The organism is Enterobacter sp. WI-ESBL-E8 (assembly GCF_053364895.1).
Genome location: NZ_JBRWXJ010000001.1, coordinates 2,113,267 through 2,138,116, shown reverse-complemented (window position 1 = coordinate 2,138,116; position 24,850 = coordinate 2,113,267). Strand labels below are relative to the sequence as shown.

The 24,850-nt window shown below is 52.8% G+C and carries 27 protein-coding genes and 1 pseudogene; 2 read left to right on the top strand and 26 right to left on the bottom strand.

The window, feature by feature from the left end:
- Positions 1-265: 265 nt before the first annotated feature.
- The 4 genes and pseudogenes from ACWHWP_RS10290 to ACWHWP_RS10275 all read right to left on the bottom strand — a co-directional run bounded on the left by ACWHWP_RS10290 (position 266) and on the right by ACWHWP_RS10275 (position 3,741).
- Positions 266-1,534 carry a Y-family DNA polymerase gene (locus ACWHWP_RS10290; RefSeq protein ID WP_059312363.1) on the bottom strand — a complete coding sequence of 423 codons (1,269 nt, stop codon included), beginning with the start codon at positions 1,532-1,534 and terminating at the stop codon, positions 266-268.
- Positions 1,535-1,536: 2 nt separating this feature from the next.
- Complete coding sequence (locus ACWHWP_RS10285; protein WP_059312364.1) at positions 1,537-1,956, bottom strand: translesion error-prone DNA polymerase V autoproteolytic subunit; 420 nt, start codon at positions 1,954-1,956, stop codon at positions 1,537-1,539.
- A 182-nt stretch (positions 1,957-2,138) separates the two neighbouring features.
- Positions 2,139-2,231, bottom strand: a pseudogene (locus ACWHWP_RS10280) (helix-turn-helix domain-containing protein); the annotation flags it as partial.
- Positions 2,232-2,334: 103 nt separating this feature from the next.
- Positions 2,335-3,741, bottom strand: a complete 1,407-nt coding sequence (locus ACWHWP_RS10275; RefSeq protein ID WP_447855514.1) for a tail fiber domain-containing protein — start codon at positions 3,739-3,741, stop codon at positions 2,335-2,337.
- Positions 3,742-3,867: 126 nt separating this feature from the next.
- Here ACWHWP_RS10275 and ACWHWP_RS10270 point away from each other — a divergent pair, with 126 nt between their 5' ends.
- The gene (locus ACWHWP_RS10270; protein WP_447855513.1) at positions 3,868-4,230 is read left to right on the top strand and encodes a hypothetical protein; all 363 of its coding nucleotides are present in this window, start codon (positions 3,868-3,870) and stop codon (positions 4,228-4,230) included.
- On the opposite strand, the gene ACWHWP_RS10265 is transcribed toward ACWHWP_RS10270, so the two are convergent.
- From ACWHWP_RS10265 to ACWHWP_RS10230, 8 genes are read right to left on the bottom strand one after another with little or no spacing between them, the layout of a single operon-like run.
- Entirely contained in the window at positions 4,195-4,836 is a 642-nt protein-coding gene (locus ACWHWP_RS10265; RefSeq protein WP_447855512.1) for a hypothetical protein, read from the bottom strand. The two genes, ACWHWP_RS10270 and ACWHWP_RS10265, sit on opposite strands and share 36 nt — an antisense overlap.
- The gene (locus ACWHWP_RS10260) at positions 4,833-5,084 is read right to left on the bottom strand and encodes a hypothetical protein (RefSeq protein ID WP_447855511.1); all 252 of its coding nucleotides are present in this window, start codon (positions 5,082-5,084) and stop codon (positions 4,833-4,835) included. The genes ACWHWP_RS10265 and ACWHWP_RS10260 overlap by 4 nt, the downstream gene beginning before the upstream one ends.
- Before the next feature lie 44 nt (positions 5,085-5,128).
- On the bottom strand, positions 5,129-8,665 hold the full coding sequence (locus tag ACWHWP_RS10255) for a host specificity protein J (protein WP_447855510.1): 3,537 nt from the start codon (positions 8,663-8,665) through the stop codon (positions 5,129-5,131).
- Between the two features lie 51 nt (positions 8,666-8,716).
- On the bottom strand, positions 8,717-9,319 hold the full coding sequence (locus ACWHWP_RS10250) for a tail assembly protein (RefSeq protein WP_370972276.1): 603 nt from the start codon (positions 9,317-9,319) through the stop codon (positions 8,717-8,719).
- 32 nt (positions 9,320-9,351) lie between these two features.
- Positions 9,352-10,062: a C40 family peptidase gene (locus tag ACWHWP_RS10245; RefSeq protein WP_370972278.1), complete on the bottom strand. Its 711-nt coding sequence runs from the start codon at positions 10,060-10,062 to the stop codon at positions 9,352-9,354.
- A 1-nt stretch (position 10,063) separates the two neighbouring features.
- Entirely contained in the window at positions 10,064-10,819 is a 756-nt protein-coding gene (locus ACWHWP_RS10240; RefSeq protein ID WP_370972280.1) for a phage minor tail protein L, read from the bottom strand.
- Positions 10,816-11,163, bottom strand: a complete 348-nt coding sequence (locus tag ACWHWP_RS10235; protein WP_370972282.1) for a phage tail protein — start codon at positions 11,161-11,163, stop codon at positions 10,816-10,818. Before ACWHWP_RS10235 ends, ACWHWP_RS10240 begins: the two co-directional genes overlap by 4 nt.
- A 36-nt stretch (positions 11,164-11,199) precedes the next feature.
- Positions 11,200-14,109 carry a phage tail tape measure protein gene (locus ACWHWP_RS10230; protein ID WP_447855509.1) on the bottom strand — a complete coding sequence of 970 codons (2,910 nt, stop codon included), beginning with the start codon at positions 14,107-14,109 and terminating at the stop codon, positions 11,200-11,202.
- A 100-nt stretch (positions 14,110-14,209) separates the two neighbouring features.
- Here ACWHWP_RS10230 and ACWHWP_RS10225 point away from each other — a divergent pair, with 100 nt between their 5' ends.
- A complete protein-coding gene (locus ACWHWP_RS10225) occupies positions 14,210-14,665 on the top strand; it encodes a hypothetical protein (protein ID WP_447855508.1) in 456 nt (151 codons plus the stop codon).
- Positions 14,666-14,704: 39 nt separating this feature from the next.
- Here ACWHWP_RS10225 and ACWHWP_RS10220 read toward each other — a convergent pair whose 3' ends face one another.
- The 14 genes from ACWHWP_RS10220 to ACWHWP_RS10155 form a co-directional block, all read right to left on the bottom strand.
- Positions 14,705-14,965, bottom strand: a complete 261-nt coding sequence (locus ACWHWP_RS10220) for a DUF1799 domain-containing protein (protein WP_447856658.1) — start codon at positions 14,963-14,965, stop codon at positions 14,705-14,707.
- 47 nt (positions 14,966-15,012) lie between these two features.
- The gene (locus ACWHWP_RS10215) at positions 15,013-15,324 is read right to left on the bottom strand and encodes a phage tail assembly chaperone (protein WP_447855507.1); all 312 of its coding nucleotides are present in this window, start codon (positions 15,322-15,324) and stop codon (positions 15,013-15,015) included.
- Positions 15,325-15,384: 60 nt separating this feature from the next.
- Complete coding sequence (locus ACWHWP_RS10210; protein WP_447855506.1) at positions 15,385-16,056, bottom strand: phage tail protein; 672 nt, start codon at positions 16,054-16,056, stop codon at positions 15,385-15,387.
- Between the two features lie 69 nt (positions 16,057-16,125).
- Entirely contained in the window at positions 16,126-16,536 is a 411-nt protein-coding gene (locus tag ACWHWP_RS10205; protein WP_370972288.1) for a DUF4128 domain-containing protein, read from the bottom strand.
- Positions 16,533-17,117, bottom strand: coding sequence for a hypothetical protein (locus ACWHWP_RS10200; RefSeq protein ID WP_370972290.1), 585 nt, complete (start codon positions 17,115-17,117; stop codon positions 16,533-16,535). Before ACWHWP_RS10200 ends, ACWHWP_RS10205 begins: the two co-directional genes overlap by 4 nt.
- A gap of 1 nt (position 17,118) precedes the next feature.
- A complete protein-coding gene (locus ACWHWP_RS10195; protein WP_447855505.1) occupies positions 17,119-17,469 on the bottom strand; it encodes a hypothetical protein in 351 nt (116 codons plus the stop codon).
- A gap of 1 nt (position 17,470) precedes the next feature.
- Positions 17,471-17,953 carry a DnaT-like ssDNA-binding protein gene (locus ACWHWP_RS10190; protein WP_370972609.1) on the bottom strand — a complete coding sequence of 161 codons (483 nt, stop codon included), beginning with the start codon at positions 17,951-17,953 and terminating at the stop codon, positions 17,471-17,473.
- 36 nt (positions 17,954-17,989) lie between these two features.
- A complete protein-coding gene (locus ACWHWP_RS10185; RefSeq protein WP_447856656.1) occupies positions 17,990-18,268 on the bottom strand; it encodes an Ig-like domain-containing protein in 279 nt (92 codons plus the stop codon).
- 2 nt (positions 18,269-18,270) lie between these two features.
- Positions 18,271-19,224, bottom strand: a complete 954-nt coding sequence (locus ACWHWP_RS10180) for a major capsid protein (protein ID WP_370972292.1) — start codon at positions 19,222-19,224, stop codon at positions 18,271-18,273.
- A 12-nt stretch (positions 19,225-19,236) separates the two neighbouring features.
- Positions 19,237-20,007 (bottom strand): hypothetical protein, encoded by a 771-nt coding sequence (locus ACWHWP_RS10175; protein ID WP_119937802.1) that lies wholly within the window; start codon positions 20,005-20,007, stop codon positions 19,237-19,239.
- 80 nt (positions 20,008-20,087) lie between these two features.
- Complete coding sequence (locus ACWHWP_RS10170; protein ID WP_447855504.1) at positions 20,088-21,185, bottom strand: hypothetical protein; 1,098 nt, start codon at positions 21,183-21,185, stop codon at positions 20,088-20,090.
- Between the two features lies 1 nt (position 21,186).
- Entirely contained in the window at positions 21,187-22,575 is a 1,389-nt protein-coding gene (locus tag ACWHWP_RS10165) for a DUF4055 domain-containing protein (RefSeq protein ID WP_447855503.1), read from the bottom strand.
- 1 nt (position 22,576) lies between these two features.
- Positions 22,577-23,884, bottom strand: a complete 1,308-nt coding sequence (locus ACWHWP_RS10160; protein ID WP_447855502.1) for a terminase large subunit domain-containing protein — start codon at positions 23,882-23,884, stop codon at positions 22,577-22,579.
- Positions 23,862-24,848: a terminase small subunit gene (locus ACWHWP_RS10155; RefSeq protein WP_447855501.1), complete on the bottom strand. Its 987-nt coding sequence runs from the start codon at positions 24,846-24,848 to the stop codon at positions 23,862-23,864. The genes ACWHWP_RS10160 and ACWHWP_RS10155 overlap by 23 nt, the downstream gene beginning before the upstream one ends.
- Positions 24,849-24,850 lie beyond the last annotated feature (2 nt).

Here is a 24,850-nt window from a genome sequence, read left to right as displayed (position 1 = left end):
ACATTCGCTTTAATGATGAATCCTCCTCAGCGGCAGGGCTAATTAACCTGATGATTTGTATATTAAGCGGCTCATCGTGAATTTCTGAAGCAGCGAGTCATGAGTGGTTAGTTCAATGACTCACCGGGAGGCACCCGGCATCATATCCGTAAGCCCCTGTATAATTGCAGGGGCTTATTTACATTTCTTAAGCATAGTCGTAGACATATTACTGTTAATACTCGTAGCTGATAATTAGTTTCGAATGAATGGACCGTTTAAAGTATCATCTAACCTTTATTAGGTCTGAATATCTCGTAGTATATCGTGGAGATAACATATCCCGTTTCATCTGCCACTGTTGCTGTATGCCCTGCCCGGCAAAATAAAGCGTTCCCTTTCCATCTTTCGCGTTCAGATAATCCAGAACTTCCATCAACCTTTCGCTACCAGCACGCGGCGTGTTTTCGTCGAACAGGTTCAACTGAGCCACGCCTTGGCTGAAAAAATCTCCCAGCAAGATTCCAGCCTTTTGATAGCGATGGCCATCCTGCCAGATTTTGTCCAGGCACTTTACCGCGGCGTTGATGATATCGCGGGAATCCTGAGTGGGTGTGAGAAGCTTCATGGACGCACTGTTACCGTAATAGGGCTCGTTAAGCGCAAAGGGAGAGGTTTTCACGAACGCAGAGATAAAGCGGCAGTACTGATGCTCACCCCGAAGTTTTTCAGCGCCACGGGCCGCATAGCTGCAAATAGCCTGGCGCATCTGCTCATAGTCCGTGACGCGTTCCCCAAATGACCGACTGCAGACGATTTCCTGCTTTGCTGGCGCAAACTCCTCCAGATCAAGACAAGGCTCGCCGCGCAACTCCCGGACCGTTCGCTCGAGTACCACGTTAAAGTGTTTACGGATAATCCATGTGCTTTGTTCTGAGAGATCCAGAGCCGTTTTAATGCCCATGGCGTTAAGCTTCTTACTTATGCGGCGGCCAACGCCCCAGACATCCTCTACGGGTACCAGGGCAAGTAGTCGGCGCTGGCGATCGATATTCGATAAATCAACTACTCCGCCAGTCTGCAGCTGCCATTTCTTTGCGGCGTGGTTGGCGAGTTTAGCGAGTGTTTTTGTCTGGGCAATGCCAACGCCAACGGTGAGGTGCGTACGCTTCAGAACCGTAGCGCGGATCTCCTTGCCGTACTCGGTCAGGTCCCGGCAATTGCGAACGCCAGTCAGGTCGCAAAAAGCTTCATCGATACTGTAAATTTCGACGCGGGGGCTCATTTCCTCAAGCGTCGTCATTACCCGGTTCGACATGTCTGCGTACAGCTCGTAGTTGCTGCTGAAGCAAACAACCCCAGCGCGCCGAAATAAGTCCTTTTGCTTGAAGAAAGGCTCTCCCATTGTAATTCCAGCGGCCTTGGCCTCGGCACTGCGTGCGATTACACAGCCATCGTTATTCGAGAGAACGACAACCGGGCGCCCTCTCAGGTCAGGCCTGAATACGGTCTCGCATGATGCGTAGAACGAATTCACATCACAGAGCGCAAACATACTCAGCTCGCCGATTTGACGATGAAAGTAACAACGCCGAAAACGTCCAGCGTATCTTCGCTGCCTACAACAATCGGACTGTAGGCGCTATTCATTGGGATGAGTTGGACTGTCGGGCGTAGCTGCAGGCGTTTAACAGTAAATTCCCCTTCCACCGCGGCGATGACAATGTCACCGTGCTCAGCTGTGCGCGAGCTGTCCACCACCAGCAGATCACCATCGCTGATCCCAGCTTCTATCATTGAGTCGCCGGCCGCCTTAACGAAATATGTTGAGCTAGGGTGGGAAACCAGTAACTCATTGAGATCGATACGCTGTTCAACGTAATCTGCCGCAGGGCTTGGGAAGCCACACTGCACTAAGTCACTGAAAAGCGGGACAGCAATAATTTCTCGCAGTTCTGTTGGCCTGATGAATTCCATTGCACACCTCAAATACTGTTTTTATATACAGTAGTTTCATTTGAGTATGCACGCAAGACAGAGGGTCTGTCATGAATGCTTAAAGCTTCGCCGTTTCGTTTCTAAGTTTCTATGTCGCTTCGAATTATGAATTTTGTAAATTTTATGGGCGCAGCTCTATGTGAGCAGATTTAAGCCTGTTTTCAAGCGCGGAACTTTTTATAAAGCGTGCATACGGCAACGTCATAAATTATCGCTACCTGCTTCCTGTCCAGTCCGTTCGCAATCATTCGGCCCCCCGAGTCCACCAACAACCTGGACGTTTCCTACTGCTGTTCCGACGTCCTTTGTCGCGCTACTTCCTAAACCGACATTTAAAAAATTTCACGATCCTGACTGCTAGGTCAGCTCCCCATCTGCATTTGTCCCTTTGTTATTGTTTAAATTTTCTCCGTTGATAATCTCGTCGATTTGCAGTTTCAACCCTTTTACAGCAGCAATCAGATAGCCGATCAGTCCCATATAATCGGCAACAAGATAATCTGTAGCTTCATCATGAATAACCAGGTCGGGGATCACTAAATCGAGATCTTGCGCAAGCGCGCCAGCGGTTAATCTCTTTGAATCTGCATTCTTATAGCGGAACGTGTAACCATCAAGCGCGGCTATCTTTTCCAGAGCCTCCGCAGGTTCGATGATGTTCACTTCCTCTTTTGCGTTCCAGTCTGACGTAAGAGTAACGCCATTGGCCTGAACCGCCCCTTTCGCGTTAATTGTTCCATTTCGTGTATTGATGTACACGGCCGGCTTGCCTTCCTGAACACCATTAGTTGGTGATGTGTACGCGGTGCAGAAACCAATCCCGTACCATGAATAAAGGTTGATGTTAGATGCATTATTGAAGTCAGCGGAGTCAACGCCTGCGTGAACTCCACGGACCCCAGCGCCTGTTGGTGCCGTTGCACTTGCGGCAGATGGAACGGTAATAGCACCTGATGCAAACCCTGCATCCCCGTTGAAAATATGTTTCCCACCTGAAGAGAAGTAGCTATTACCATTGACCCTAAGAGCAAAACCTCCAGCTGGATTTACAGTTACATCACCATTCTGGTTTAGTGTTACAGATGAATTTCCAACGTCAGAATAAATATTAATGTCATCAGTCTGAGAGCTACCCTTCCCAAACCAAAACATTCTCGTACCGTCGGATTTGTAAGAAGAAAGGAAATTAAGAGCATTTTCACTTGACTGAATCAACCTTATTTTTTCCGGGGGGGTACCCGATAAAATTAATGAACCAAAGGTTATAGCATCCGCAGTTCCGAGGCCGAATGATTCCCGTGCGTCGGATTCGGTAGTTGCGCCCGTTCCACCGTCTTTAACCGCCAGCGCTCCGTTGGTGCCTTTCTGCAGCAATTTCCCGATACCTGGAATGCTGACGGAAACTCCATTGATCGTTACTGTGATGCTCTGGTTTGCCGAGGTCGTTGCGAACGTCTCCCACGCGCCAATGTTCTCGTCATACTCTTTGATGAGCTGCGACATGGCCTGGGCCAGGCCGTCGACAGAGATAATGTCCGACACAAGGATTCCATACTTCTGACCGCTCAGCGCAGGGGAAGCAGCGGGCGTAACCGTCATTGACGTGGCGCTGTTCACGGCTGAAATCTGGAACATCTGCACCGGGTTAGACATGACGATAATCGTCTGGCCAGCGCGGACCTGGCTGGCGGGTGCCGTCCAGTTCGTGCCGGTGCCGGTTGCGGTATTTCCGTTAATTGCAATGGTGCCGGTGTTATAAAGCATGAACTACCTCACGATAATAACGATCGTTAAAAGCGATCAATCATGTAAAATTGATCGCTCATATCAATCTGACTATTTTTTAAACTCAAATAAAATGGAAGTTACCGCATAAACAGGAATGTTGAAATGAAACTTTTATTTCCTGCAGCGCTTTTGCTGTTGGCTGGATGTACGAACAAACACACAGAAAACACATTCCATATGGATTACCCGGTGGATGCCGCTCGTTTATCACTGGGTGGTGATATTCACGTAAATATCGACTGTGCCACCAGAGAGGTGGAGGTTATCTCAGACAGTAGCAACGGAATATTCAGCCGCCATATTAATAAACGGTTAAGTAATATTTGCTATAAAAAAACGGATAAGCTGGATGTTGTTTATCGCTTTAATTCAGCAAAGGGCGTGAAACAAGATATGATCGCGACTCATTACCCGCGCGTTTCTCCCGTGTCAAATTCCAACAAACTGAGCGATGGGGATTCTTAGGCCCCGTCCCTGAAACGTCTGGCTCCAGTTGCGCTGATTTTTTGATATATATATGCCCTGCAGCTGTGAGCCAGTCCATTTGAGCACCACACCTGAATAACCGACAACCGTACCATCGTCGCTGAGATTCCCCGGGCAGTTGTTTACCAGAATCCAGGGGTTGAAGCTTAAACTGACTGAAAAGGTATTGTTCTGCAGGTCATAGTTCGCTGGTACGTCAAAGAACCCAACAACTCTCGGCATCTTAGAGGCTGATGCTGCACTCCAGATAAGGCTGCCGGCACTATCAAACACATCGAGATAGCCGCTCTGGATGCCAATATTTCGCGCAGTTCGGATCATGCTACCCGCATTATCTTCCAGCATATCAGCACCAGGAAAACCGTATTTGTTCGTACCCAGCTGCAGCCACCTTAAGCGCCCGTCATTCCAGAATGCCTGAGGAGTGCCGCCGAGTGTGCTGCCATCGCCAAACGGGCTATCAACACGGTAAAAGCCTTTGTCGGTTACGGCCCCCAGCGCGCGCTGATCGTAAAACAGAGTCGACCTGTTTTGCGAGTCCACCAGCAGTTTCCCGGCGCTGTTGTAAACTTCGAATCCGCTCATTGAAAGTTATAAACCTCAACATTGAGAGTGATTGCTGAACTTCCACCCGTGGGGAGATAGTAGAGAGTAAAGCCGCCGTTATAAGCGCGGCAAAAATACTCGTTTACAGTCACTCCAGTTGAAACGATTGTGACAAACGTCCCGTCCTGCGTTGCGCCAGAAAAAACGACATTTTTTGACGTCTCTCCTGAAGCAAGCGAAACCGTTGCGCTGCCCATGTAACGGATCGCGTAATCGCTTAAATCCACTGCAACCCGCCCTGCACTATCCCAGCACTGCAAACCCTGTGGCATTACCATAACCCCATTCTGACGCGCAGCACGTTGTTGCTGTCGTAGATGCGAATGAGAGTGCTGGATATCAGCATCCTCCCGCCCCCGGCCACACCGTTAATTTCGAACGTCCCTCCCTTATCAAGCTTCCAGCCTGCAGAACCAGCCACATAGTTATTCGACTGGATATAGTTGCCGATTTTGGCGTTCTCAATGGTGCCGTCCTGAATGAAGCTGGCCCGGATGAATGTCTGCCCGTTCTGGATCACGAACGGCAAAGCCACGCTGTTTCCGGCTGCCGTGGTGACGGCGAAGCGGTCAGCCAGGAAGATAACCTGCGACTGCATGCCGGATGGCGTATTCTCCACGCCGATCCCCATCCCCGCGGCGTAATACTGCCCGTTGCTGGAGACACCAACCTTGATGTTGTACATCGCTTTCAGGTCGCCGTTTACGTTCGCTATTGCCTGAGCGTTAGTTGTGATGGCTGAGGTATGCCCGTTCACCGTCGCCGTTATGCCGTTTATCTGCGTGGCCGTAGCCTGCTGATAGTCGGAGAACGTCTGATTTAGGCTGTTGATGGATGCCTTGTTGCCGTTGACGTCCGTCTGCAGGCTCAGCAGAGAGCGCGCCGTTGCCTCCTTCTCGTTAACGATTACCTCATCAATACGATCCAGCTGCGCACTGTTACCGGCGACCGAAGCCGACAACGATTTACGCGTGGCCACCTGCGCCAGCCCGTTTTGGATAATGGCAATGGCTGAGTTCTTCACCCCGCCTGTCATGCCGTCCATAGACACGCTAATGCTGTCGATTCGCTGGCCAAGGGCGGTATCAGCAGTCGCAACGGTCTGCTCGAGCTCTGAAAGAGAAGACGATACTTCACCGACCGTGCTCGAAAGCTCATTAACGCTGGTCTGAACCGTCCCGACGTCCTGAGCATTTTTGGCGATATCCTTCGCCTGCTGCTCCAGTTCGTCGTTGGCCTGTTTGATATCGTTAGCCATACCAGCAATTTTTTCGTTGCTGTCCACCGCGTTCTCGATCAGGTCTTTGAAGGTATCCGAGTCTTTAATCTCCTCCAGGATCACATCGGTGATGTCGGACACATCGATACTGGCCTGACCGCGCACCCATTCTGTGTAACCTGATTCGTTGCCGCTGCGGTCCACCAGCTGCGCTCGGTACCAGAAAATCTGCCCAGCCTTAAGACCCATCTGCTGATATTTGCGCTGCGGGTAAGGCACATCGGCCAGCAGCATCGCATCGTCCTCGGTACCGGTCAGGCTGTACTGAATTTCCGTCTTCAGCGTGTCGTCGGTATTCGCCGGGAATCCCCAGTTCAGCTCGATGCCGAAAACCACATTTTCAGAAGCAATGAAGCCAACCGGCTTCGGTGGGTTGCCCACTTTACCCGTCAGCGTTTTCTCTTCTGAATAGCCCCATCCGGACGAGATTTCTGCGGCATTGATTGCGCGCACGCGCACCAGGTAGCTCCCGGCATAAATCCCCGGGACGTCGAATGATGTGGTGGAGCTGCGCGGCACGTTAACCCAGTTCCCGTCGTTGCGGCGCCATTGCGCTTCATAGGCGATAGCGTTCTGCGCCTGGTCCCAGCTCACGCGCATCGTTTCGATGCTGATATTTTGCTGCACCACGGAAAACGAGCTGATCACGATGTTCTCAGGCGACGACTGGTTGCCCGGCGGGATCACGCTCACCGGCCGCTGGTCAATGATGGCTCCGGTATCAATGCGATCGAATTTATCCGGATCGTGATTTGCACCGACGATTGTGAACGTGCCGTCGTTATTATCAGTTACCGTAATAACGCGATACTGCTGTGCGTAGAGCTCATCAGACTCAATGACCCATACGGCCTCAGCCATAGGCATTTCACTGTAAGCGGTCGTAACGGTCACTTTATTGCCCGTTATCGACTGAATGGTGCGTGACTGTGAAACACCCGATGGAAGATTGACAATCATCCTGTCGGCTGCCGAAGCATCCGGAGCCCTGTCCAGCGTCAGCACGCGACCATTCACCGCAGAGATACGGCCGCCCAGGTCGCGCCCGGAGAGATTTCGGTCCGCTACAGCGATTACATAGCCAGGCTGTGGAATGTTGCCATCTTCCCCTACATTGAAAGTAACAACGCGATCTTTGTTGTTGGTGAGGATCCCCCATCGCCCTTTGCGATTTGCTTCCGACTGACGGGTACAACCGATCGCAGTTATCTCAAGCTGATTAAACCCATATCGCGCAACTAGCGCCTGCTCAAAAACAGGCTCCATCGCATCAGAATAAGCGTTATCAGGATCAGACCAAGACACCAACGCATTGGTGTAACGGTTCTTTGTGGTGGTGCTGGAATAGGTAAAGCGCCCATCAATAACGTTCGCATGCGTGTATGTAAAATCTACATCTCTCGGCATGTCCGCCAGCGCCACAATCTGGTCATCACCCCAGTAGGTCATCCCACGGAAGATTGCAGCGAAATCACGCAGGACCGTATAAGCGTCGTTGCGTTCCTGAATGTAGACGTTGCAGGTATAACGTGGTTCGGTACCACTTCCGCCTTTGCCATCCGGTACCATTTGATCGCAATATTGTGCAACCTGGTAGAGCGTCCATTTATCTATGTTGGCCGTTGTAAGACGATCCCCAAGTCCGAAACGGTCGCTAACCACCAGGTCGTAGAAAATCCATGCAGGGTTATCGGTCCAGGCCCATTTAAATTTCCCAGCCCACGTACCGCTATAAGTGCGGGTTTCGGGGTCGTAAGTATCCGGTACGCGGATAACGCGGCCGCGGGGCTCGCAGGAGATCTGGGGGATAGAGCCGTTAAACTGGCTGGAATCGAATTCGATATAAAGCAGCGCTGTGTTTGGATATCGTAACTTGGCGTCAATCACCTCAGTGAAGCTCTGCAGTGTCATCGTGTCGCCGATCTTCGCGCTGTTGGCGTCAGAGGTAATCTTACGTAGGCGTATTGTCCAGGTGCTGCCAGCCTGCGGTAAATCGATACGGTGGCTGCGCTCATAACCAGACGTTGTTTTGCCGGTCACGCTGGTATTGAGTACCGTCTGCCATGTTCCGCCGTCCGTCTGCAGGTCAATCGTATAATTAACCGAGTAGCCGACCAGATCGCCGTCGTCCTCCTGTTTGAAAAGCGAAGGCCATTTAAGACGCAGGCGAACCGCTGAAAGCTGCGTATTGGTAAACGTGCGCGTCCACGCTGTAGAGCTCGATACCTCAGTTCCTACGCTGACTTCGTTTTCGGTACCGGGTATGCCCTGAATATATTTTTGCGCCTGAGTTCCCGCGCGAAACTCCCACGTCACGCCGCTGAAGTTTTGGGAGCCGTCGGCATTCTCCAGAGCCGTTCCGTCCAAGTAGATATCTTTCGCCGTCAGCTGCCCTGCAAATTCGCCCTCTCCCAGCGCAACGAGGATTTTTGCCTTCGCTACAGATTGCAGATCATCAGGCTGTTCGGTAGGGGTTCGGGAACTGGAGCTGCCGCCCTTGCGGCCTTTTATAGCGATTGCAGTTGCCATATTGCACCCATAAAAAAACCACCCGAAGGTGGCCTGAAAGAAGGTATTTATTTATTGCTGATCTTCAACATAAATCCCGGCAGAAATAATCGCGCCACCGATTCGCCGGCGACCATACAGGAGCGGTACCGGATTCCCCTGGGCTGTCGTATTTGTGATTCCACCAAAGGCATAACTGGCCTTGTTGTCCGCCGATTGCTTGCTGGCGAGTCCGGTTGTCTGCGGTGAGAGCATCTGCACAATGCCGCCCAAGGCCATTGCCCCACCGATCTGGAACATAATGTTACTCGCAGCGATACCTACGCCTGGCATCCAGATTGCCGCCGCGACTAATGCAGCGCCGAGGATGGTCTGGAAAATCCCTCCTCGCTTACTCCCAACGATAACTGGTGCTATGCGAATATCAGCCGAGCTCTGATCTAAGACGATTTCTTCATTGTTCAGGTTACGCTTATCACTGAAAACGGCATAGGTGAGGCCACGCTGCGCACTAGTATTAAGAAAACGCTCGAAGCCCGGGACTATCACACACAATGCGCGGATGGCTTCTTTTGGTGAGGCTACAGATAAACGATATTCACGACCGAATGTGGCACCTAGCACGCCGTACAATCGAATTGTGCGGACCGGCTCAACATTGAGTAATGCTGCCATTTTTCCCCCATAAAAACTGTCACAGGCGGTTATCAGAAACAGTCTTTAAAGCGCAGTATTTTCATTGTGCGCTCACGCCAGTAACCGCCAAACGGTACGCGCTGGCTCAGATGCCCATAAAGGTGATGCAGTAGCATGTTGCCTTCCAGTAGAATCCCCGCATGATTCCACTTATCGGCCTGGACCTGCATGATCACCATATCGCCTGGTTTCGGCGGCCCGTCGAATTCACGGAATCCGCACTCGTACCAGCAATCCTGATAAAAGTTGTCCGGATAATCCTTTTCCCACCAGGGATAATCGACCCGGTAGTCGTGGAGCTCGATACCATGCGTTTGCCGGAAGTAGCTCATTACCAGCCCCCAGCAGTCGAAGTGACCAAGTACAAAGGGACGCTCCAGCAGCGGCAGTTCTCCGCGTGGCTGGATGGTGCGTAAATCTCCCTCCGGCCAGCTCACAATGTGCCACGGCAAAAGCGTTGCATCGCATTGCGCTTTATCCAGTTCGCTAGGTTGCGTTGTGGCATCCGGGTGACTGTGAGCGATGGCTATGACCTTCCCCCAGTCCTCAGCAGTTGCATAGTCTTCGGGGCAAAGGACAAAATTGTCCTCCGGCGCCGCGGCAAGATTCCGGCACGGGAAATAACGTTCAACACGGCTTTTCTGCGCCACCACGCCGCAGCACTCGCGAGGATACTCAGCTGCTGCATGGGCCATAATCGCATCGATGGTTTTCTGACGCATATCAGCTCCTGATCAAAGACGTGCCCGGGAACCCACCGAACGGCAGTTCGTTGCCGTCTCCATGCCGGAGCTTACAGGCCGTAAGCGTGCCGTTGCATTCGTCCAGAGAAGGGTCGCTCACCGGGTTGTTATTTCTATCGAAATAGCGTGTTCCGGCATAGTCGCAGCCGTCGCCGGTGCGATATTTATTACGCATGCACCATGTGCATAGAGAGTGCAGCTGGCGAGTGGGGATCATTAGTCCCTGTAAATCCATCGGACTGGTCAGCACAAACTCAATACTTTCACCAGGCAATTCACTATTTTTGCCATCGATGTAGAAAACCCGTTTCCTTACCTGGAGAGGATCGGCTGTCGGATTACCATCGGTAAAATTGCGCGCATCAAGGTAATGACTGAAAGTATCGTGAATCGTGACCTTGGCCTTCAACATGTCGTCATAAGCAAGGCACAATGCTGTAATTGAACTGTCGATATTGGCAACCGTCAGGGTTGGCTGGGCGCTGTTGCCGTCGGTAGAGGCTTCAAGCCCTTCGATTTGATACGGCCAGGCGGCATATTCCTCCCCCTGCCACCAGATGCTTTTCGCCTTCAGCTTTGATTCATCACCACCAGCGGCGGCGATTTCTTCTTCCGTGTGCGGGAGGTTGTACGCGTGAAATCGCAGTACATCATCAACTCCGAACGTAGAGCCATCAACTTCGATAAGCCGGACTTTATTGCCGGGCTCCAGGCTTTGATAGTCTGCTGTGATCATGGTGCGTACGCCTGTTTGAATGTTGCGGAAATGGTCAGAACATTGCTGGATAAGGGCTGTGACTTGATTGATTCAACCTCAATCCGGTAAAGCCCAGTCTCGCCAACTGGCGATGTCCAGATGAATGACTTTGTGACGTGAGAACGAAAGAACTTCAGGGCCTGAAGCATGTCCGGTTTTTTCCCCGTGAGTGTGACCGGCCATGACTGCTTTTCAGGGTTAATACCTTCCCCGGCAATCTGCTCATAGCCGTCGCCAAAGGTTGCAGACCGGGTTTTAAGGCTGAACGACCCTTCCATTCCCGCCTGTATCTGTGTTCGCCAGGTGAATCTTTCGATTGCCATGCTTTCTCCGGGCATAAAAAAACCCGCCGGAGCGGGTTAACGTGTTTTTGATGCATTCCAGATAAGCCCGCCGGGTCGCAACTGCTTCGCGATACCTTCACGGACAGACTGATCAATGGTCTGTTTGTAGGCTCGGGAAATTGCGTCATCATTCCCGGATGATTGCTGCTGGGAATTTTGGTTTTGCACCACTACAGATGTTTGGACATTTACGCCACCAGCAGCGGATGATTGCAGACCATACATGGGCGCGGTTCCTACATAGCCGCCAGTGGCATAGCCCTGGGCACTATTCATCAGAGAGTAAAGGTTTCCCACTCCAAGCGCGCTGGTAGCCTCTTTGGTGAAAACAAACTCCCCGCCGTGAACCACACCCTTCGGTTGGTATTTACCACCATCACCGGTGTAGCCACCACTATCGAATCCCGGCACCAGACCGCCACCAGAGAAACCAAAGAACGCACCGATACCCGTACCACCAAAGGCTGACTTCATTCCATTAACCAGAGCCAGTTGAGTCAGCATCTGGGCGATGCCCTTCAGGAAGGTATTCAGGAAGTCTGAGAAGTTAGATTTGCCAGTAGTAAAAAAGTCGGTGAGCGTGCTGGCCATCCCGGTGAACGCATTGCTGGTAATCGTCTGCACTTGCGAGTAAACATTGGTCGCGCTGTCCTCAAATTCAGCCCAGCCCTTTTTCGCGCCAGTCAGCCAGTCGCCACGTAACCGATCCTCTGCATCATAGTAATCATTCGCCGCTTTAAGCTGCTTCTGATAGCCCTCGTCGTCAAGCGTGCCGCCGGAGTTGATCCAGCCAGCGGCAAGCTGACTTTTCGCGAGTTCACGTTGTGCCTGACGGTCACTCATCCCGGCACCGTTCACTAATGCAGCCTGCTTCTCTGCCATCTGCGTGACGTATTTCTGCGTGGTATCCATTCGCTTGTTCAGCTGTTCCTGTGCGGTAATCTGATCACCTAACAGGGCTTTCTGGCGAGCCAACTGAAGCACCTGGTCTTTACTTGCCAGCAGGGATTGTTCCTGCTTTGTCAGTGAACGTGAACGCGAGGCCTCCTCCAGCACCTGAAATTTCGCTTCAGTCGTCCACAGGTCTTTGCGCTGCTGGCTGATAGTGTCGTTCAGCCCTTTATGCTGCTGCAGCGCGCGTAACTGTGCCTGAAGCGCCAGTAGCTCTGCCTGGGCAGCATCCGTGCTGCGATCGCCAGCCGATAAAGTTCCCGGCTTTCCGGTTTTGGTCTTTTTACCAAAAGAAGCGACTCCTTCCCGATCCTTCTGGGTGGTTGCGGTACTTATCTTTCTGGTCGTATCGAGGTATTTACCTGCACTGATATCAGTCGCATCCCAGTCTTTTTTCAGCTGAGAGACGCTGTCACCATATGCGCCGGCCATTTGTTCGTTATAGTCCTGCCATCCCTGCAAAGTATCTGTTTTCGCCCAGTCGGGAACGAGGTTAATCGCGGCAGCGATAGAGGAAGAAATGATCTGGTTCAGCTTCTGGAAAACGATCGCAACGCTGTAATAAATTGCGTTGAATTCCTTCAGTGTGTTTGATGCCAGCTCAGCTACCCACTGACCGATACTCTGCATGGCCTCAGACGCCCAGCCCTTGATATCCAGCCACAGGCGACCAAACGGCGTCAACGAGTCGTAAGCCTGTTCACCACGTTTTGCCATCGTATCGCCAAACAGGTCCATAGCCTGCGTAACGGCCGCGGTCTGGTCCTTTTGCTTTATCAGATTGTCAACATGCTTAAGTTGTGAAACGGTCAGGAAATTATATTGTTCGTTGAGACTCTGCAGCGCTTTAACAGGGTCTTTTTCGATATCCTTATAGGCTTTGGTGATGTCCTGCGCCGAGACTATACCGGTCTGAACCGCCAGCGCCGTGGAGCCCGCTGCTTTTTCAAGTTGCTGCTGTGTCAGCGCTCCCATGCCAACCAGCTCAGTCATCAAACTCTGAACGGTTCCTACAGTAGCGCCAGTAGAGGCAGCAATGGACTGGGAGGAAGCCACTACCTGGAGCGCTGACGTGCCTGCAATGTTGCCAGTCCTGATAATGGCCTTGTTAATTTCGTCGTAGGCTGTGAAGTAGTCCGCTCCCGCTTTTGCAGCAATCAGAACAGCACCGGCCAGGCCACCAATGGCCACTCGGGCAGGAGTAACCATCGACAACATCGCTTTGAGAGCATTGCCTACACCGCCAAACGAATCGCGCAGCTGGCCGCCCTGCTGAATGGCTACCATATAAACCGGCATACCGGACGCCAATGAAGTTACGATGTCGGTCATTTGCATTGGTAGATAACGCATCGCGTTGCGGTATTGTCCCGCGCTGATCGCTCCTGACTTCCACGCTTCCTCCTGCTCTTTCAGTCGGACGATCATCGGTGCAGCACGATCGGACACGCCAAGTTGGGCTGCTTTTAGCTCTAACAGTTCTGCGCGCGTTTTCCCGATTGCTTTGACCTGCTCTTCTAGCGAATCGATAAAGGTTTTGCCCGCCGCAGCTGCGCGCTGCGCTGCCTGTGCCTGTTCAATGCGAGCCCGCCCCTCTGCGGTCTCAGACTCCATGACCTGCGCCAGTTTAGCTCGGGTCGTCTCAAGCACGCTGTTGTAGCGAGTAAAGTCTTCATCCCCTACCAGCCCTTTGCCGCGAAACTTCGCCAGGCTTTCCTGAATCGTGTCCAATTCATCCAGCGCCTTGTTTACGGGGCTGATTTTATTCAGTAGATTCTGCAGTTCCTGCCGCTGTTGCTTGAGGCTTTCGCTGTTTTTCTTCTGGTTATCGATACCGGTGCGGAACGTACTATTCAGGTCATCCGCTTTACCTGCCGCGGCGGACGCGGTCTCCTGAAAGCGATCCAATGCCTGGTTACCACGCTCCAGCTCACTGGTATTTACACGCAGGGAAATCGTGGCGATATCGGACATAACCATCTCCGTGTATAGCTAATAATCTAATGATGCATTGAATTTGAAAAGAAATTAACTAATTATTGAAGCAACAGCGGCCCCCAAATTAGGAGTAAAAGTGATTAAAAAAGCTCTAGCCTTGTGTGCACTTGTACCTTCTGTATCTTTCGCTTCAGTAAATCTGGAGTCAAATATGCGCGAAGCAATGGCATCTGCAGATTGTCTGGCATATCTGACCATAATTTATGAGAACACACATAAAGCTGATGGGCCTGCAACCAAAAAGCATGCAGAACGTTATGTTTTATCAATGAAAAAAGTACTTTCCGATCCTGAGGGGAAAAAACACCTCAAGGAAGGATTATATTCACGCTCAGGTATAGATTTTGATAATGACTTCTATGCTGGAGTTATTTTCTCGGGTACTGTTTCAGATATTAGGCAGTCAATTAAAGACTCCATCCCTTTGGATAAGTCTTCCTCCCTTCCTTACCAAACACTCAAGGAAAAATGGTCAGAAGAAGCGAAGCAACGATACAACAACGCTAATTGTGACTTGCTCAAATCATTCTAGATTGAGCGAGCAGTAGGTTCGCTTAAATTGACAAATACCCTACTCTGATCGTTTATGGATAACGCACAAAGCTGCGTTCTCCATTACCCGGATGTCCGACAGCGCGGTTGCCTCGTCGTCGACGTTGTGCAGACGCATCACCCAGGGCAAAACGTTATAGTCGAGCCCGGACACGCCGCCCATTCCCGTTCTCCATTGCGTACTGACGGCCTGAAACACCAGGAATGAAGGCCATACATCTGGCCAGACGTCAATGTATTGATCGTCGTAGTCATCCGGCGTAAGCCCATAGGGTGCCAGGTCTGCCGCTGTGGGTTCAGGCGTATAGAATGCAGAGGCAACCGCTATTAGTTTTTTTCGCGCTGCCCCATTAGTTCGCGATAGTAGGTTTCAGGGATAGCCTTCATTGCAGCCGGATAGTTTTGCAGCAGCACCGACAGATTTTCCGCGTTGAATGCATCGGGGAGCGCCCAGCCAGAAATAATTTCCATCAGAAAATCAGTGGCAGTTTTGCCTTCCAGTTTTTCCAGATCAGCCAGCTCTTTAAGTGGCTTATGATTAAACGTGAAGGTCAGTACACCATCCTCATCGCCAGCGCGCGGGATCGTGACGTTGGCCTTGAAAGTTGGTTTGGGCTGAAGGGTGAATTTAGTCGCCATCGTTGCCTCTTAGTAAAAAAAACCTCCATGGAGGAGGCTCAGATTTTCGTTATGCCCGGCTTATGCCGCGGCGCCTGTGATTTTATAGAACGTCATCGCTGGCGATTGCAGGTTCAGCACGACGCTTACCGTTTCGACCTCGTTGACCGCCGTGGTCGGCGTGTCGTCAAAAGATGCCGTGGCCGCCCAGTAACGGTTCTCCTTCGCCTTCGGCACGTACATGTACGCCGCCACAGTCTCTTCGTCTTCGTCCAGTTGGCGCAGCAGCGGATAAACAGGGAGAGTTGAGTCGTGAGCAATTGAGTAAGTCTGAGAGACAGCGGATTTAAAGGTGTTCAGGTTGCGCTGGCGATCATCGCTGAGGAACTGAATCTGCGTGGTGTTCTGATCACCACCAGATTTCGATACCTCAGTGATTTGTGGCAGTTCGGTCCATTCTTCAATTTTGCGAATAGAGCCGGAACCGCCGCCGGCCGCGTATTTGTTTTTGTTGGTGGTATTGATGTTGCGAAGAGTGACAGCATTCTCCGCAATCGCGTCGATTTTCGCGATAACGTTATCAATACCCGACCAGTTGCAGTTCACGTGAACGATATCGCCAACCACAATATCATCCGCGGCGCTGACGGTGACCACCGCGTGCTCAGCATTCGTCGCGCCGGTGAAAGTAATGGCCGGGCCGTAGCCCGATGCCAAATAGACATGAGAGCCGTTAGGCAGTGCAAAGCCCATAATGGTTACTCCTTCAGAAACGGGAAAACCGGCTCAAGGCCGGTCAGTTGTGGGACATCACAGAGGGAATCAGATGGTAATGTCTGCCCGATAATTCAGGCTGACAGGTACGGTGTAGGACACAGGTGTAGGGACGCCGCGGAATATGCCAGGCGCGCTGCTAATCCAGCAGCTAAAGTCTTTGCCTGCAATTTCCAGCCCCTCGGGGAACAATTCTGCTACTCTGCCCGCCAGGGCAACGACGGAGGTACGGCCGGAGCCGGCTGGCGCCACGACATTAATCTGGTACACGCCAGAATAAGTCCGGCAGCGCAAACCGAGATCGATTGTTCGCGGCGTAACGGGCATATCGTGAACGGCCAGGTACATCTCGTTAGCTGGAGGTGTAAACGGCACGTTCTCCCATGCAACCGAAACGCCCTCGGCATCGGCCCAGGCACCCAGTCTGGCGGCTAGCGCAGATGCAATATCAGGAATCACTTAATTACCTCCCTGACAGCTTCCCCAAAGAAGCGTTGAAACTCTGCTGCAGTTATGCGGACCATGCCGCCCGGAGCCTGTGTGGAATGCCCCATTTCAAGCGGGTAGGCATAGGGCACGTTGTTGCAGAAATAAATGGCCTTCATCCCGACTTTGAAGAGCGACAGCGTGTAGTTCCCGGCCGCTTTTGTCAGGTCGCCGGTCTTGTCTATTCGCCCTGTCTCGTCAGTCGTTGGCGCATCAAACGATATCTGCCAGTTACCTCGAAAGCGTCCGCCCGTATACCCCGGCGGTGCTTTGATGTCCATCCCATCCACCACCCGGGCTTTTTTCTTCAGTCGCCCGGTTTTGGTCAGGTTGTCGGGATTGGCGCGCTGCGCTTCGTTATGGTCGTAAACAGTGCGATTATAGGAAACGGCTGTCTGGTTAACTTCCCACAACTCCGGGTTGCCCACTGGGGACATCACCACCAGCTGGTTAAGAATTTTGATTCCGACGGCGCGCACCACTGCTTCCTGATTCGTTTTTGCCTTGTTAACGAAAGCCGTGATTTCAGCCAGGAAAGCCGCGTTCTCGCCCATGCTAAGCCCTCAGTTGCGCTTTGTAGCAGAGCACCAGCACGGCAGGTTTTGCCGGGTTCGGTTTGACAACACGGTAGGCTGTGCCGTCAATATCAACCACATCACCGATTTTAATTTCCTGCTCAGCGGTGAATACGATCTGCACGTCGCCGTTAACGATGACCGTTCCATCAATTTCGCCTGGCGCGTATTCGGTCTTCACGCCCACAGCAGTAAAACGGACCGCTTCAGTTTTATGCTCAACGCCGCCGATAACCGTTACCAAGCCTTTACGGGTGACGTTGTACGTCGCGCCGTTCTGCCTGAGCATGCGGGTCGTTCTGGCCTGCATACGTTGGTAATCAATCGCCATATCAGGCCCTCTCTGCAAATGCATTAATGGCGTAACCACGACCACCAGCAAGGTCGCCCAGCAGCGCCATAACGGCAGGATAAGACGGCGCAAATACTTCGCCATCTGCGACCGCATAGGTCAAGGTGACAGCACCTTCCACACGTTCAGTTTTCACAGCGGCTTCGCGCACGCTGGAGAGTAGATCGCCGTCGATTGCCTCTACCGCCAGCATGCACTGCGCGGTTATAACCTGCCGTGGAACTTCATCAGGCGGGAAATCATGTTCATCCAGAACGACATTCACGCGTGGCCAGGCCAGAGCCTGTCTCGGGTCAGCTTTGGAGCCAACCCAGTCCAGCCCTTCCAGGTAATCCATGGCCTTAATCAACAAAGGTGTGAGTTTGTCAGGCAGTTCAATGCCGCGTATTTCCGCAAATGAGGCAAGATCCTCTTCACTGGCGTAGCTGTTGGCATCAGGAGAGGTGATATCGGTATTGATCATCGAATCATCCTGTTTATGGGGCTTTCGCCCCATTCGTTATTCTCCGGCAGGCGCAGTGAAGGTGATCTCATCAGTGGTTTTCGCCACTCCTTCAACCGTGCCGGTTACCGTGAAGGTGCCAGCAACGTCTGATGTGAGTTTCACCGTTGCACCACCAGCAGAGCCTGTTTGAGAACTGGCCGTGCTAAGCGTGCCACCTGTGGACGTCCACGCGACGGTTTTACCGGATACACCGGAGCCATTCAGCGTGTACTTCAAAGAAACAGTTACCGCGTCTGTGCTGTCAGCGGTTGCGGAGGTTTTATCCGTTGACAGCGTTACTCCCCCACTGCGGATGCCAATTTAATCAGCACGCCAGCCGTAGATTTGTTGCTGGTGAAGTGCTTCTTCCAGTTACCTGCAGTGCCGATTTTGGTCAGGTCTGGGTTATCGCCTTTGGAGGTATCCCAGCTGTAACCCAGCAGGTCGACATTCACCACGCCTTCAGCGCGGTATCCGATAGCCAAGTTTTCCTGGTCGTTGATGTCGTAGGAACGGAAGCCCGGCGCCTGAGACTCGGTGACGGTTACCGCTCCGGCCACCAGCCCAAGGATCGCATCCGCGTCCATGGTATCGGTAACCAGCACCGGTTTACCCAGGGTGCCTGGCTGCCCGCCGTAAACCACCACGCCCGCTTCTTCGTAGATTTTGTTGGCGATCGCCTCATCCACGATGTCGAAGTAGGTGGCAGAGTGCATCACGAACAGCACCACGCGGTTAAACTTGTCCCCGTATTTGCGCAGGCCGCGCGTCAGGGTCTTTTTACCGTCGGTCTCAATGTCGGCGGTTACGACCATGTCGGCGTTAGCACCAATCGCCGCAGTCAGCGCCTTCAGGCCGTACTTAACGTAGCCCTCAAGTGTCGCGTCAGCCACATCAGTGCCGATCACTTCGGAGAACTCGTCTACAGAGCGGCCGCGGCGTTTGAAAGCCTCTTCGGTGGTTTCGTACGGTCCGTATTTCCACGGTGCTTTGACAGATACGGCTTCACCGGCACCAATCTTTTTGCCCGTCACTTTATCGGTGGAGTTCACGTCACGCGATTCAATGGAGCCACCAACTTTGTAGAAAGCACGCTTACGAAAATCGCCTTCGATCAGTTCGTTATCCAGCAAAATCGCACCGTTGGAGGAAGCGTTGAACACTTCCAGATTATCCTGGCGGCGCTCAAGAAAAGCGGTCTGGGCCAGGTCATCATAAATAACCAGGTCAGTATTAACAGTCGTTGCCATGGTTTAAAACCCTTATTTCGGAAGTTTGAGGAAGGCCTGCTGGCCATGCTTGCGGATGTAGTCCGCTTTGTCGCTGGCGCTCATTTCGGAACGTTTCAGGCTGCCACCGCCGTTTGGCTTGTGTCCGCCTGCGCCGGTGCCTTCGGCGCGCGGGAACAGGTGTGGAGCCGTCTCCTTAAGAGACTCCGCCCACTCAAGCGGGCTTAGTGGGGTTTTGCCATCTTTCCCGAACAGAACATCGCCATTTGCATCAACTGCTACGGCCTCACCTTCGTCGTTGAGCTGGAATGTGCCTTTGGCACGTAGGATCAAGTCGTCGGATGCTTCCGGCAGCGCGCCTGTCTTCGCGGCTGCAGCTCGGATTGCATCACCCAGGACGCGGTCCCGGAATTTGTTGGAGAACGCTTCGGCTTTGTCCGCGCGGTCATTTGCTGCTTTAATCTTTTTATCGACATCAGCACGCAGTCGCTCGGTGCGCTTATCGAGCACCTCATCAATTTTTCCGGCGGCGATAAGCTTCGCCTCTTCGTCGTCAGAAAAACGCTGCAAGATGCCGCGCACCGCGTCTGGATCGATACCTTCAAATCGGGACAGGTTTTCCTTCTGCTGTTTAATAGTGCCCAGCAGTTCGCTATTTTTCGTTTTGAGGCCAGTGACTTCACTGGTCACGCGCTCATCAATCAGCTTCTGGATTTCAGGAGTGATTTCGATACCACCGCCACCGCCGCCCTCACCGCCGCTTTCAGGTGCGTAATATTTCAGAAGCATGTTTCGAATTAACATAATTTCCCCTCGGGATTTTGCCGGGCCTCGCCCATAAAAAAGCCCCGGCGGATGCCAGGGCGTGGAGTAAGATGTGATTGTTAGTTGTCTGTGCCTGAGAGCTGCTTCAAACGTTCCAGGCTGATCCATTCGCCTTTGTCAGTGAACATATCAGCCAGGTCGATTTCACCCGCGCGGAACAAACGACCACGCTCGGCACCCAGAACCTGATCCTGCCTTTGAGCTGGCTGACGCGCGAGCCATTCAAGATACGTGGTTTTAGCAGGTACCTGCCCATCCATGCTGGCACGAGTGCCCTCGTCCATCTCATCAATATCAATGCCGAGTTCGCGCCAGGACTTGATAATCAGGGTTTCAGTAGAACGGCAACAGAAATGAATTTTCCCGGGCCCTTGCAGGTAAGGTACTTTGTGCCCGATCGGTTTATTATCCAGGGTGTAGCGCAGCAGGTCGCGAATGATGCAGTCGTGGCTGGTTTTATTGTCCAGTGTAGACAGCCACTGCTTACCCTTCACGATGTCACTGTTGGCGCTGGTGAAGCTGTTGCGCGCGGTGGCAGCCAGATGATTAACGGCTGTTTTAGCGATGCTTGCGGCGTTTGCCCTGCTCATCTGAAGCGCGCCGTCGCGATAGTCTTTATTGGCATGACCGCGCACGCTTCGGGAGATGGATTCAACCGTGTCGCCAGCAAGATAGCCACGGCGTACAGCGTTTACGATCCGCGCCAGCCTGTCCGATTCCAGATTCTCCGCCCACTCACTCAGCAGGCGCCCCTGAAATGGCTGAGCCATCGCCGCGGCATAAACCATATCGGCGGTGATTCCCTGTAGCGGGTAGCGTGCCAGCACCTGTGAGGGAAGAAGGGAATCGAACAGGCTCAGCTGATAACTGACCTCATTCCTGGAAAGCGCAAGCAGTTCCCCTTCCAGCCCGGACTGCATCGAAGCGACAGCCTGATGGTTAAGTTCGCGTACGCTGCCGAGCAAGCTTTCCAGACGTGTAACCGTGAAGCTATCAGCCGGGAGCCGATCCAGTGCATCCAGCAGACGGGCAGACAGTTCTGCGTCCGTCTCGTTGAGCAGCTTCACCATCCGGTTAGCGACACCCGTCGCATAGCGGCTAATCCAGACGGAATGGGCAATGGCCTCATCCCGCAAACTTTCGTTGACTGTTGCCATCTCAGCCCCCGGTCAATGAGGGCGCCTGATTGCGGAGCGCATCAATCACATCATCCGGGCTGTCTGCCGGGTTGATGAGGTCGAGTTTCTGAAGTGCCCGAATCATATCGCTATCGCGCAGCGCACCGGACTGCCAGGCGTTCACAATGGCGGTAACCATCCCGGATTCTGCAACCTTCGCGATGAATTCCTGGTTGATGGTGTAGCTCGTCGATTCGTCCTTAATTCCGAGGTATTTAGCACACCAGCCCAGCGCCAGCGTATAAGCCTCGGAAACGTTGGAAACGCAGATACCCAGCACCGATGTTGATGATGTCTGCTCACCGCTTGCCTGCGTTGCAGTCTTCGCCGTGGCGTTCTGCTCAATCAGTCGGGCGCCCAACTGCACCATGTAATCGCGTTTGCTGTCCATGGCCTCTTTAGCCAGCATGTTCGGCTGCGCCTGGGCATAGCCAAACGAGCCATCTTTGGGAAGCATTAGCGGTGAACGGGAACCAATTTTTACTCCGGTCTTCTCAAGGTGATCTCGCCAGCCGGTATCAAGACCAGTCATATACGGCTGCACCTGGCCACAGAACCACACGCTGTCTTCATAGTCAGCACTGTTACGGTAATGACCGTGGTTTATTTCCACCAGCGCAGCCAGCGGCGAGTCATCGATAGTGGGATCGTTGTTCTGGGCGCCGACAAAAGTGAACGGGATTTCATCCCAGTATTCCTTCCCTTTAGGCTTCGGATGATATTCGCTGTCGACGACATAGGTTCCGCTTGCAGTGCCACCTGCCCGGCGCCATACGCGGCAGATAAACTTCCCTTCTTCCAGCGCCAGCTCGCGGTACTGGATTTCATCCTTGTAAGCGTAACCATCCGGCTCTTCTACGCATTCGCGCAGGACCACCAGCACCAGTTGATCGCGCCCATTGATACGCTTCGTCCGCCAGTTAATGATGTTCTCTGCCGGGTAGCGGAGGATGATCGCCTCATCGGAGGCATCTGCGTAATCGACATAAAGCCCCTCTCGCGCAACCTCCAGCACGTTCTCGGTCACCAGCTGCGACTGCTGGTAAATACTGGTGCCGGCCCCGTCAGCATTGTCTAACAGATATTTGATCTTCTCCGGGCCGTTAAAGGTGGGATCCTTTCGATATGCCATGCCAAGCATGCCGATTTTAGTGTTGCCGGCAATGGCATAGAACACCGCGCGACTCAGATAGTCTTCGTTGCGTTTGCGGTTACGCGTGGATTTATCGGTTGGGTCGAGATACGGCAGATATTTATTACCCGCCGCTTTTACGGCCTCAGCCCCTTTGCAAAAGTCCCTGTATTTCCGCCAGGCAGCAGAAGCCGCCCGGTGTTCTGGTCGAACCCAGGTGATGTCGTCGTTTGCCATATCAGAAAGTGGTGTCCATGGTGATTGAGTATGCCGGTTTCACGATCGGGTAATCCTTCACGATGAAGTACCCACCAGCATCATTGGGGTGATCGTTATCAGCTGATTTGTCCGGTTCGCCATTGACCGCCCAGATCTGCTGCTCGAGGCTCTCGGTATAAACCGGGCAGTTTTGCACGTTCACCAGATAGCGGCGCTCGCCGTTGGCGTTGCAGAACATGGCGTTCATCGAGTTGATGCGGTCTTTAACCGGCGGGTTGGCATCATCAACGATGACGCTGAAGCCGGCATCGTTAAGCTGAGCAATATCGGTCTTGCTGGCGTTCTGGGATTTACGGGAATCGCCTGAGGCATCCGGATAGATGTAAATCTCCCGGCTCTTTACGTAGCGACCGTCCTCATAGCGCCAGAACTCTTCCTGAATGCGCTTAATCATCGCCGGCGTGTCGTAGACCTTCACGAGTTCACGAACCGCACGCGGTAACCCGTTCCTCTTTACGTGAACTATTGCGGCCATTTTTCCTACGTTGAAGTCCATACCAATGAAGAGCGGATCCCCATCCTGAATCTCGTCAGTACAGTTATTCAGCTTACGGTTGAACTTGTGGTAAATGGTCCCGCTATTGAGGTTCGTGAACTTCCCGCGCAGATAGGCCTGAATCAGTTCATCAGGATAAGAGCTCAGCAACGACGGGATGTAATCCGAGGGCAGGTTCTTCGCATTGTCGAACGTGCTGGCCTGAATCAGTCCATACAGGGCCGCGAGCTCCGGCTTTTCACGCACCGCCTTTACGAACTGCTGGTAGACGAATTTGAACCCTTCCGGCGTGGTCGTGACGTCAATACCGTTACGCAGACCATCAACCTTGTAACGCATACGGGCGATGATTTTTCGCCACGCCTGCTGCGCTTTGGCAGCCGCCATGACGTCCAGCTCATCCACCATCGCGTTACCGATTTTAAAGCCGACGATCGAGCCGGGCTTCTCCATCGAGCGGCAGATTGTGGTCCCGCGGAACCGTCGCCCCTCGTAGAAGTGAACCTCTTTGTTCCCCTCGTTGATTTTGACGCTCAGGCCCCAATCAAAGGCCACCTCTTCAATCGTGGGGTAAAATATGTCACGAATCTGCGGGTACGTCGGCGCGAAATAACCCTGGTTGATTTTAGGGTGCTCCCACATCCCCTTACAGATGCCGCCACAACCCACCCACGTCTTACCGGAACCGAACCCGGCAACATAGGCTTTGAATTTGTGCTGCATCGCGAGGAAGCGTGCCTGAGGAATGTTAAGTGTCGGGCTGATCCCCATCGTCTGCCCTCGCATCCACTACGTTGATATTGATCTGCACTGGAGTTGGTTCATCGTCCTCACCATCACCGGCCAGCTCTTTACGGAGTTTCTCGACCTCAAGCTGCCGTCGTTCGATTTCAATCTGCTGCAGTCGCTGCGCAAACTCACTATCGACCAGGCCCAGGCGCTTCATTACCGCTTCGAACATTCGCTCACGGCTGATGGCCGTAATCTCCACACCACTCTTCCCCAGCTTGACGCCGGAGTAAGCCAGCGCAGCATCAGGGGAAAGTTTCCTTGTGTCAGCGAAGTAAGGCTGGCCAATGCCATCACCGTTGCAGCGTGGGCATTCAGGGTTAGGCTCTCGGTTGTGGTCGTAACCGTACCCGCCGGAATCTTCGGGTTCACGTCTGTCACGCTCAACGGCCTCAAGTCTTTTCTCTTCGAACTCCACGGCATCACGCCACTGATACTGGTGAGCGAAACCCCAGCAGTAACGACACGCACCGCGGCGATACTGCGAAAGCTGATTTGCATCGAAGGTAGCGAGCTGCCACATCTGTGCGAGGACTTCATCGGCACTGCCAAGCGTGCGCTCAATGGAGGCTTTTTGCTGCTGCGCAATTGCCTGCGCAACGTTAGGATTCGCTATTAGCTGACGACCATAGTTTGGGTCACTATAGCCAGCACGTGCAGCGGCTGCCGTGGCGTTATTATCCTTCAGGTATTCAGCAATAAAGTGCTTTACCTTCGCGCTTAGCTTTATAGCCACCAGCTCATCTGCGCTTTTATCATTCTGCGCAGTGCGCACTATCTTTTGCGGGTAAATTTTTGTATTTTGCGCAGCAGTTTTCTTGATATAGCGGCGAGCAGTTACATAATTAAGATTATGTGCCTCGCACCATTTCTTAGGGGATATGCCAGTAGCAGCGTGATCAGACAGGAACCGCTTCTGCAGCTCGCCCCAGTCCGGCTTAGCCATTA

Coding starts and splice junctions, on each gene's coding strand:
- ACWHWP_RS10290 (WP_059312363.1), bottom strand. CDS start 1,534: ATGTTTGCGCTCTGTGATGTGAATTCGTTCTACGCATCATGCGAGACC.
- ACWHWP_RS10285 (WP_059312364.1), bottom strand. CDS start 1,956: ATGGAATTCATCAGGCCAACAGAACTGCGAGAAATTATTGCTGTCCCG.
- ACWHWP_RS10275 (WP_447855514.1), bottom strand. CDS start 3,741: ATGCTTTATAACACCGGCACCATTGCAATTAACGGAAATACCGCAACC.
- ACWHWP_RS10270 (WP_447855513.1), top strand. CDS start 3,868: ATGAAACTTTTATTTCCTGCAGCGCTTTTGCTGTTGGCTGGATGTACG.
- ACWHWP_RS10265 (WP_447855512.1), bottom strand. CDS start 4,836: ATGAGCGGATTCGAAGTTTACAACAGCGCCGGGAAACTGCTGGTGGAC.
- ACWHWP_RS10255 (WP_447855510.1), bottom strand. CDS start 8,665: ATGGCAACTGCAATCGCTATAAAAGGCCGCAAGGGCGGCAGCTCCAGT.
- ACWHWP_RS10250 (WP_370972276.1), bottom strand. CDS start 9,319: ATGGCAGCATTACTCAATGTTGAGCCGGTCCGCACAATTCGATTGTAC.
- ACWHWP_RS10245 (WP_370972278.1), bottom strand. CDS start 10,062: ATGCGTCAGAAAACCATCGATGCGATTATGGCCCATGCAGCAGCTGAG.
- ACWHWP_RS10240 (WP_370972280.1), bottom strand. CDS start 10,819: ATGATCACAGCAGACTATCAAAGCCTGGAGCCCGGCAATAAAGTCCGG.
- ACWHWP_RS10235 (WP_370972282.1), bottom strand. CDS start 11,163: ATGGCAATCGAAAGATTCACCTGGCGAACACAGATACAGGCGGGAATG.
- ACWHWP_RS10230 (WP_447855509.1), bottom strand. CDS start 14,109: ATGTCCGATATCGCCACGATTTCCCTGCGTGTAAATACCAGTGAGCTG.
- ACWHWP_RS10215 (WP_447855507.1), bottom strand. CDS start 15,324: ATGGCGACTAAATTCACCCTTCAGCCCAAACCAACTTTCAAGGCCAAC.
- ACWHWP_RS10210 (WP_447855506.1), bottom strand. CDS start 16,056: ATGGGCTTTGCACTGCCTAACGGCTCTCATGTCTATTTGGCATCGGGC.
- ACWHWP_RS10200 (WP_370972290.1), bottom strand. CDS start 17,117: ATGGGCGAGAACGCGGCTTTCCTGGCTGAAATCACGGCTTTCGTTAAC.
- ACWHWP_RS10195 (WP_447855505.1), bottom strand. CDS start 17,469: ATGGCGATTGATTACCAACGTATGCAGGCCAGAACGACCCGCATGCTC.
- ACWHWP_RS10190 (WP_370972609.1), bottom strand. CDS start 17,953: ATGATCAATACCGATATCACCTCTCCTGATGCCAACAGCTACGCCAGT.
- ACWHWP_RS10180 (WP_370972292.1), bottom strand. CDS start 19,224: ATGGCAACGACTGTTAATACTGACCTGGTTATTTATGATGACCTGGCC.
- ACWHWP_RS10175 (WP_119937802.1), bottom strand. CDS start 20,007: ATGTTAATTCGAAACATGCTTCTGAAATATTACGCACCTGAAAGCGGC.
- ACWHWP_RS10170 (WP_447855504.1), bottom strand. CDS start 21,185: ATGGCAACAGTCAACGAAAGTTTGCGGGATGAGGCCATTGCCCATTCC.
- ACWHWP_RS10165 (WP_447855503.1), bottom strand. CDS start 22,575: ATGGCAAACGACGACATCACCTGGGTTCGACCAGAACACCGGGCGGCT.
- ACWHWP_RS10160 (WP_447855502.1), bottom strand. CDS start 23,884: ATGGGGATCAGCCCGACACTTAACATTCCTCAGGCACGCTTCCTCGCG.
- ACWHWP_RS10155 (WP_447855501.1), bottom strand. CDS start 24,848: ATGGCTAAGCCGGACTGGGGCGAGCTGCAGAAGCGGTTCCTGTCTGAT.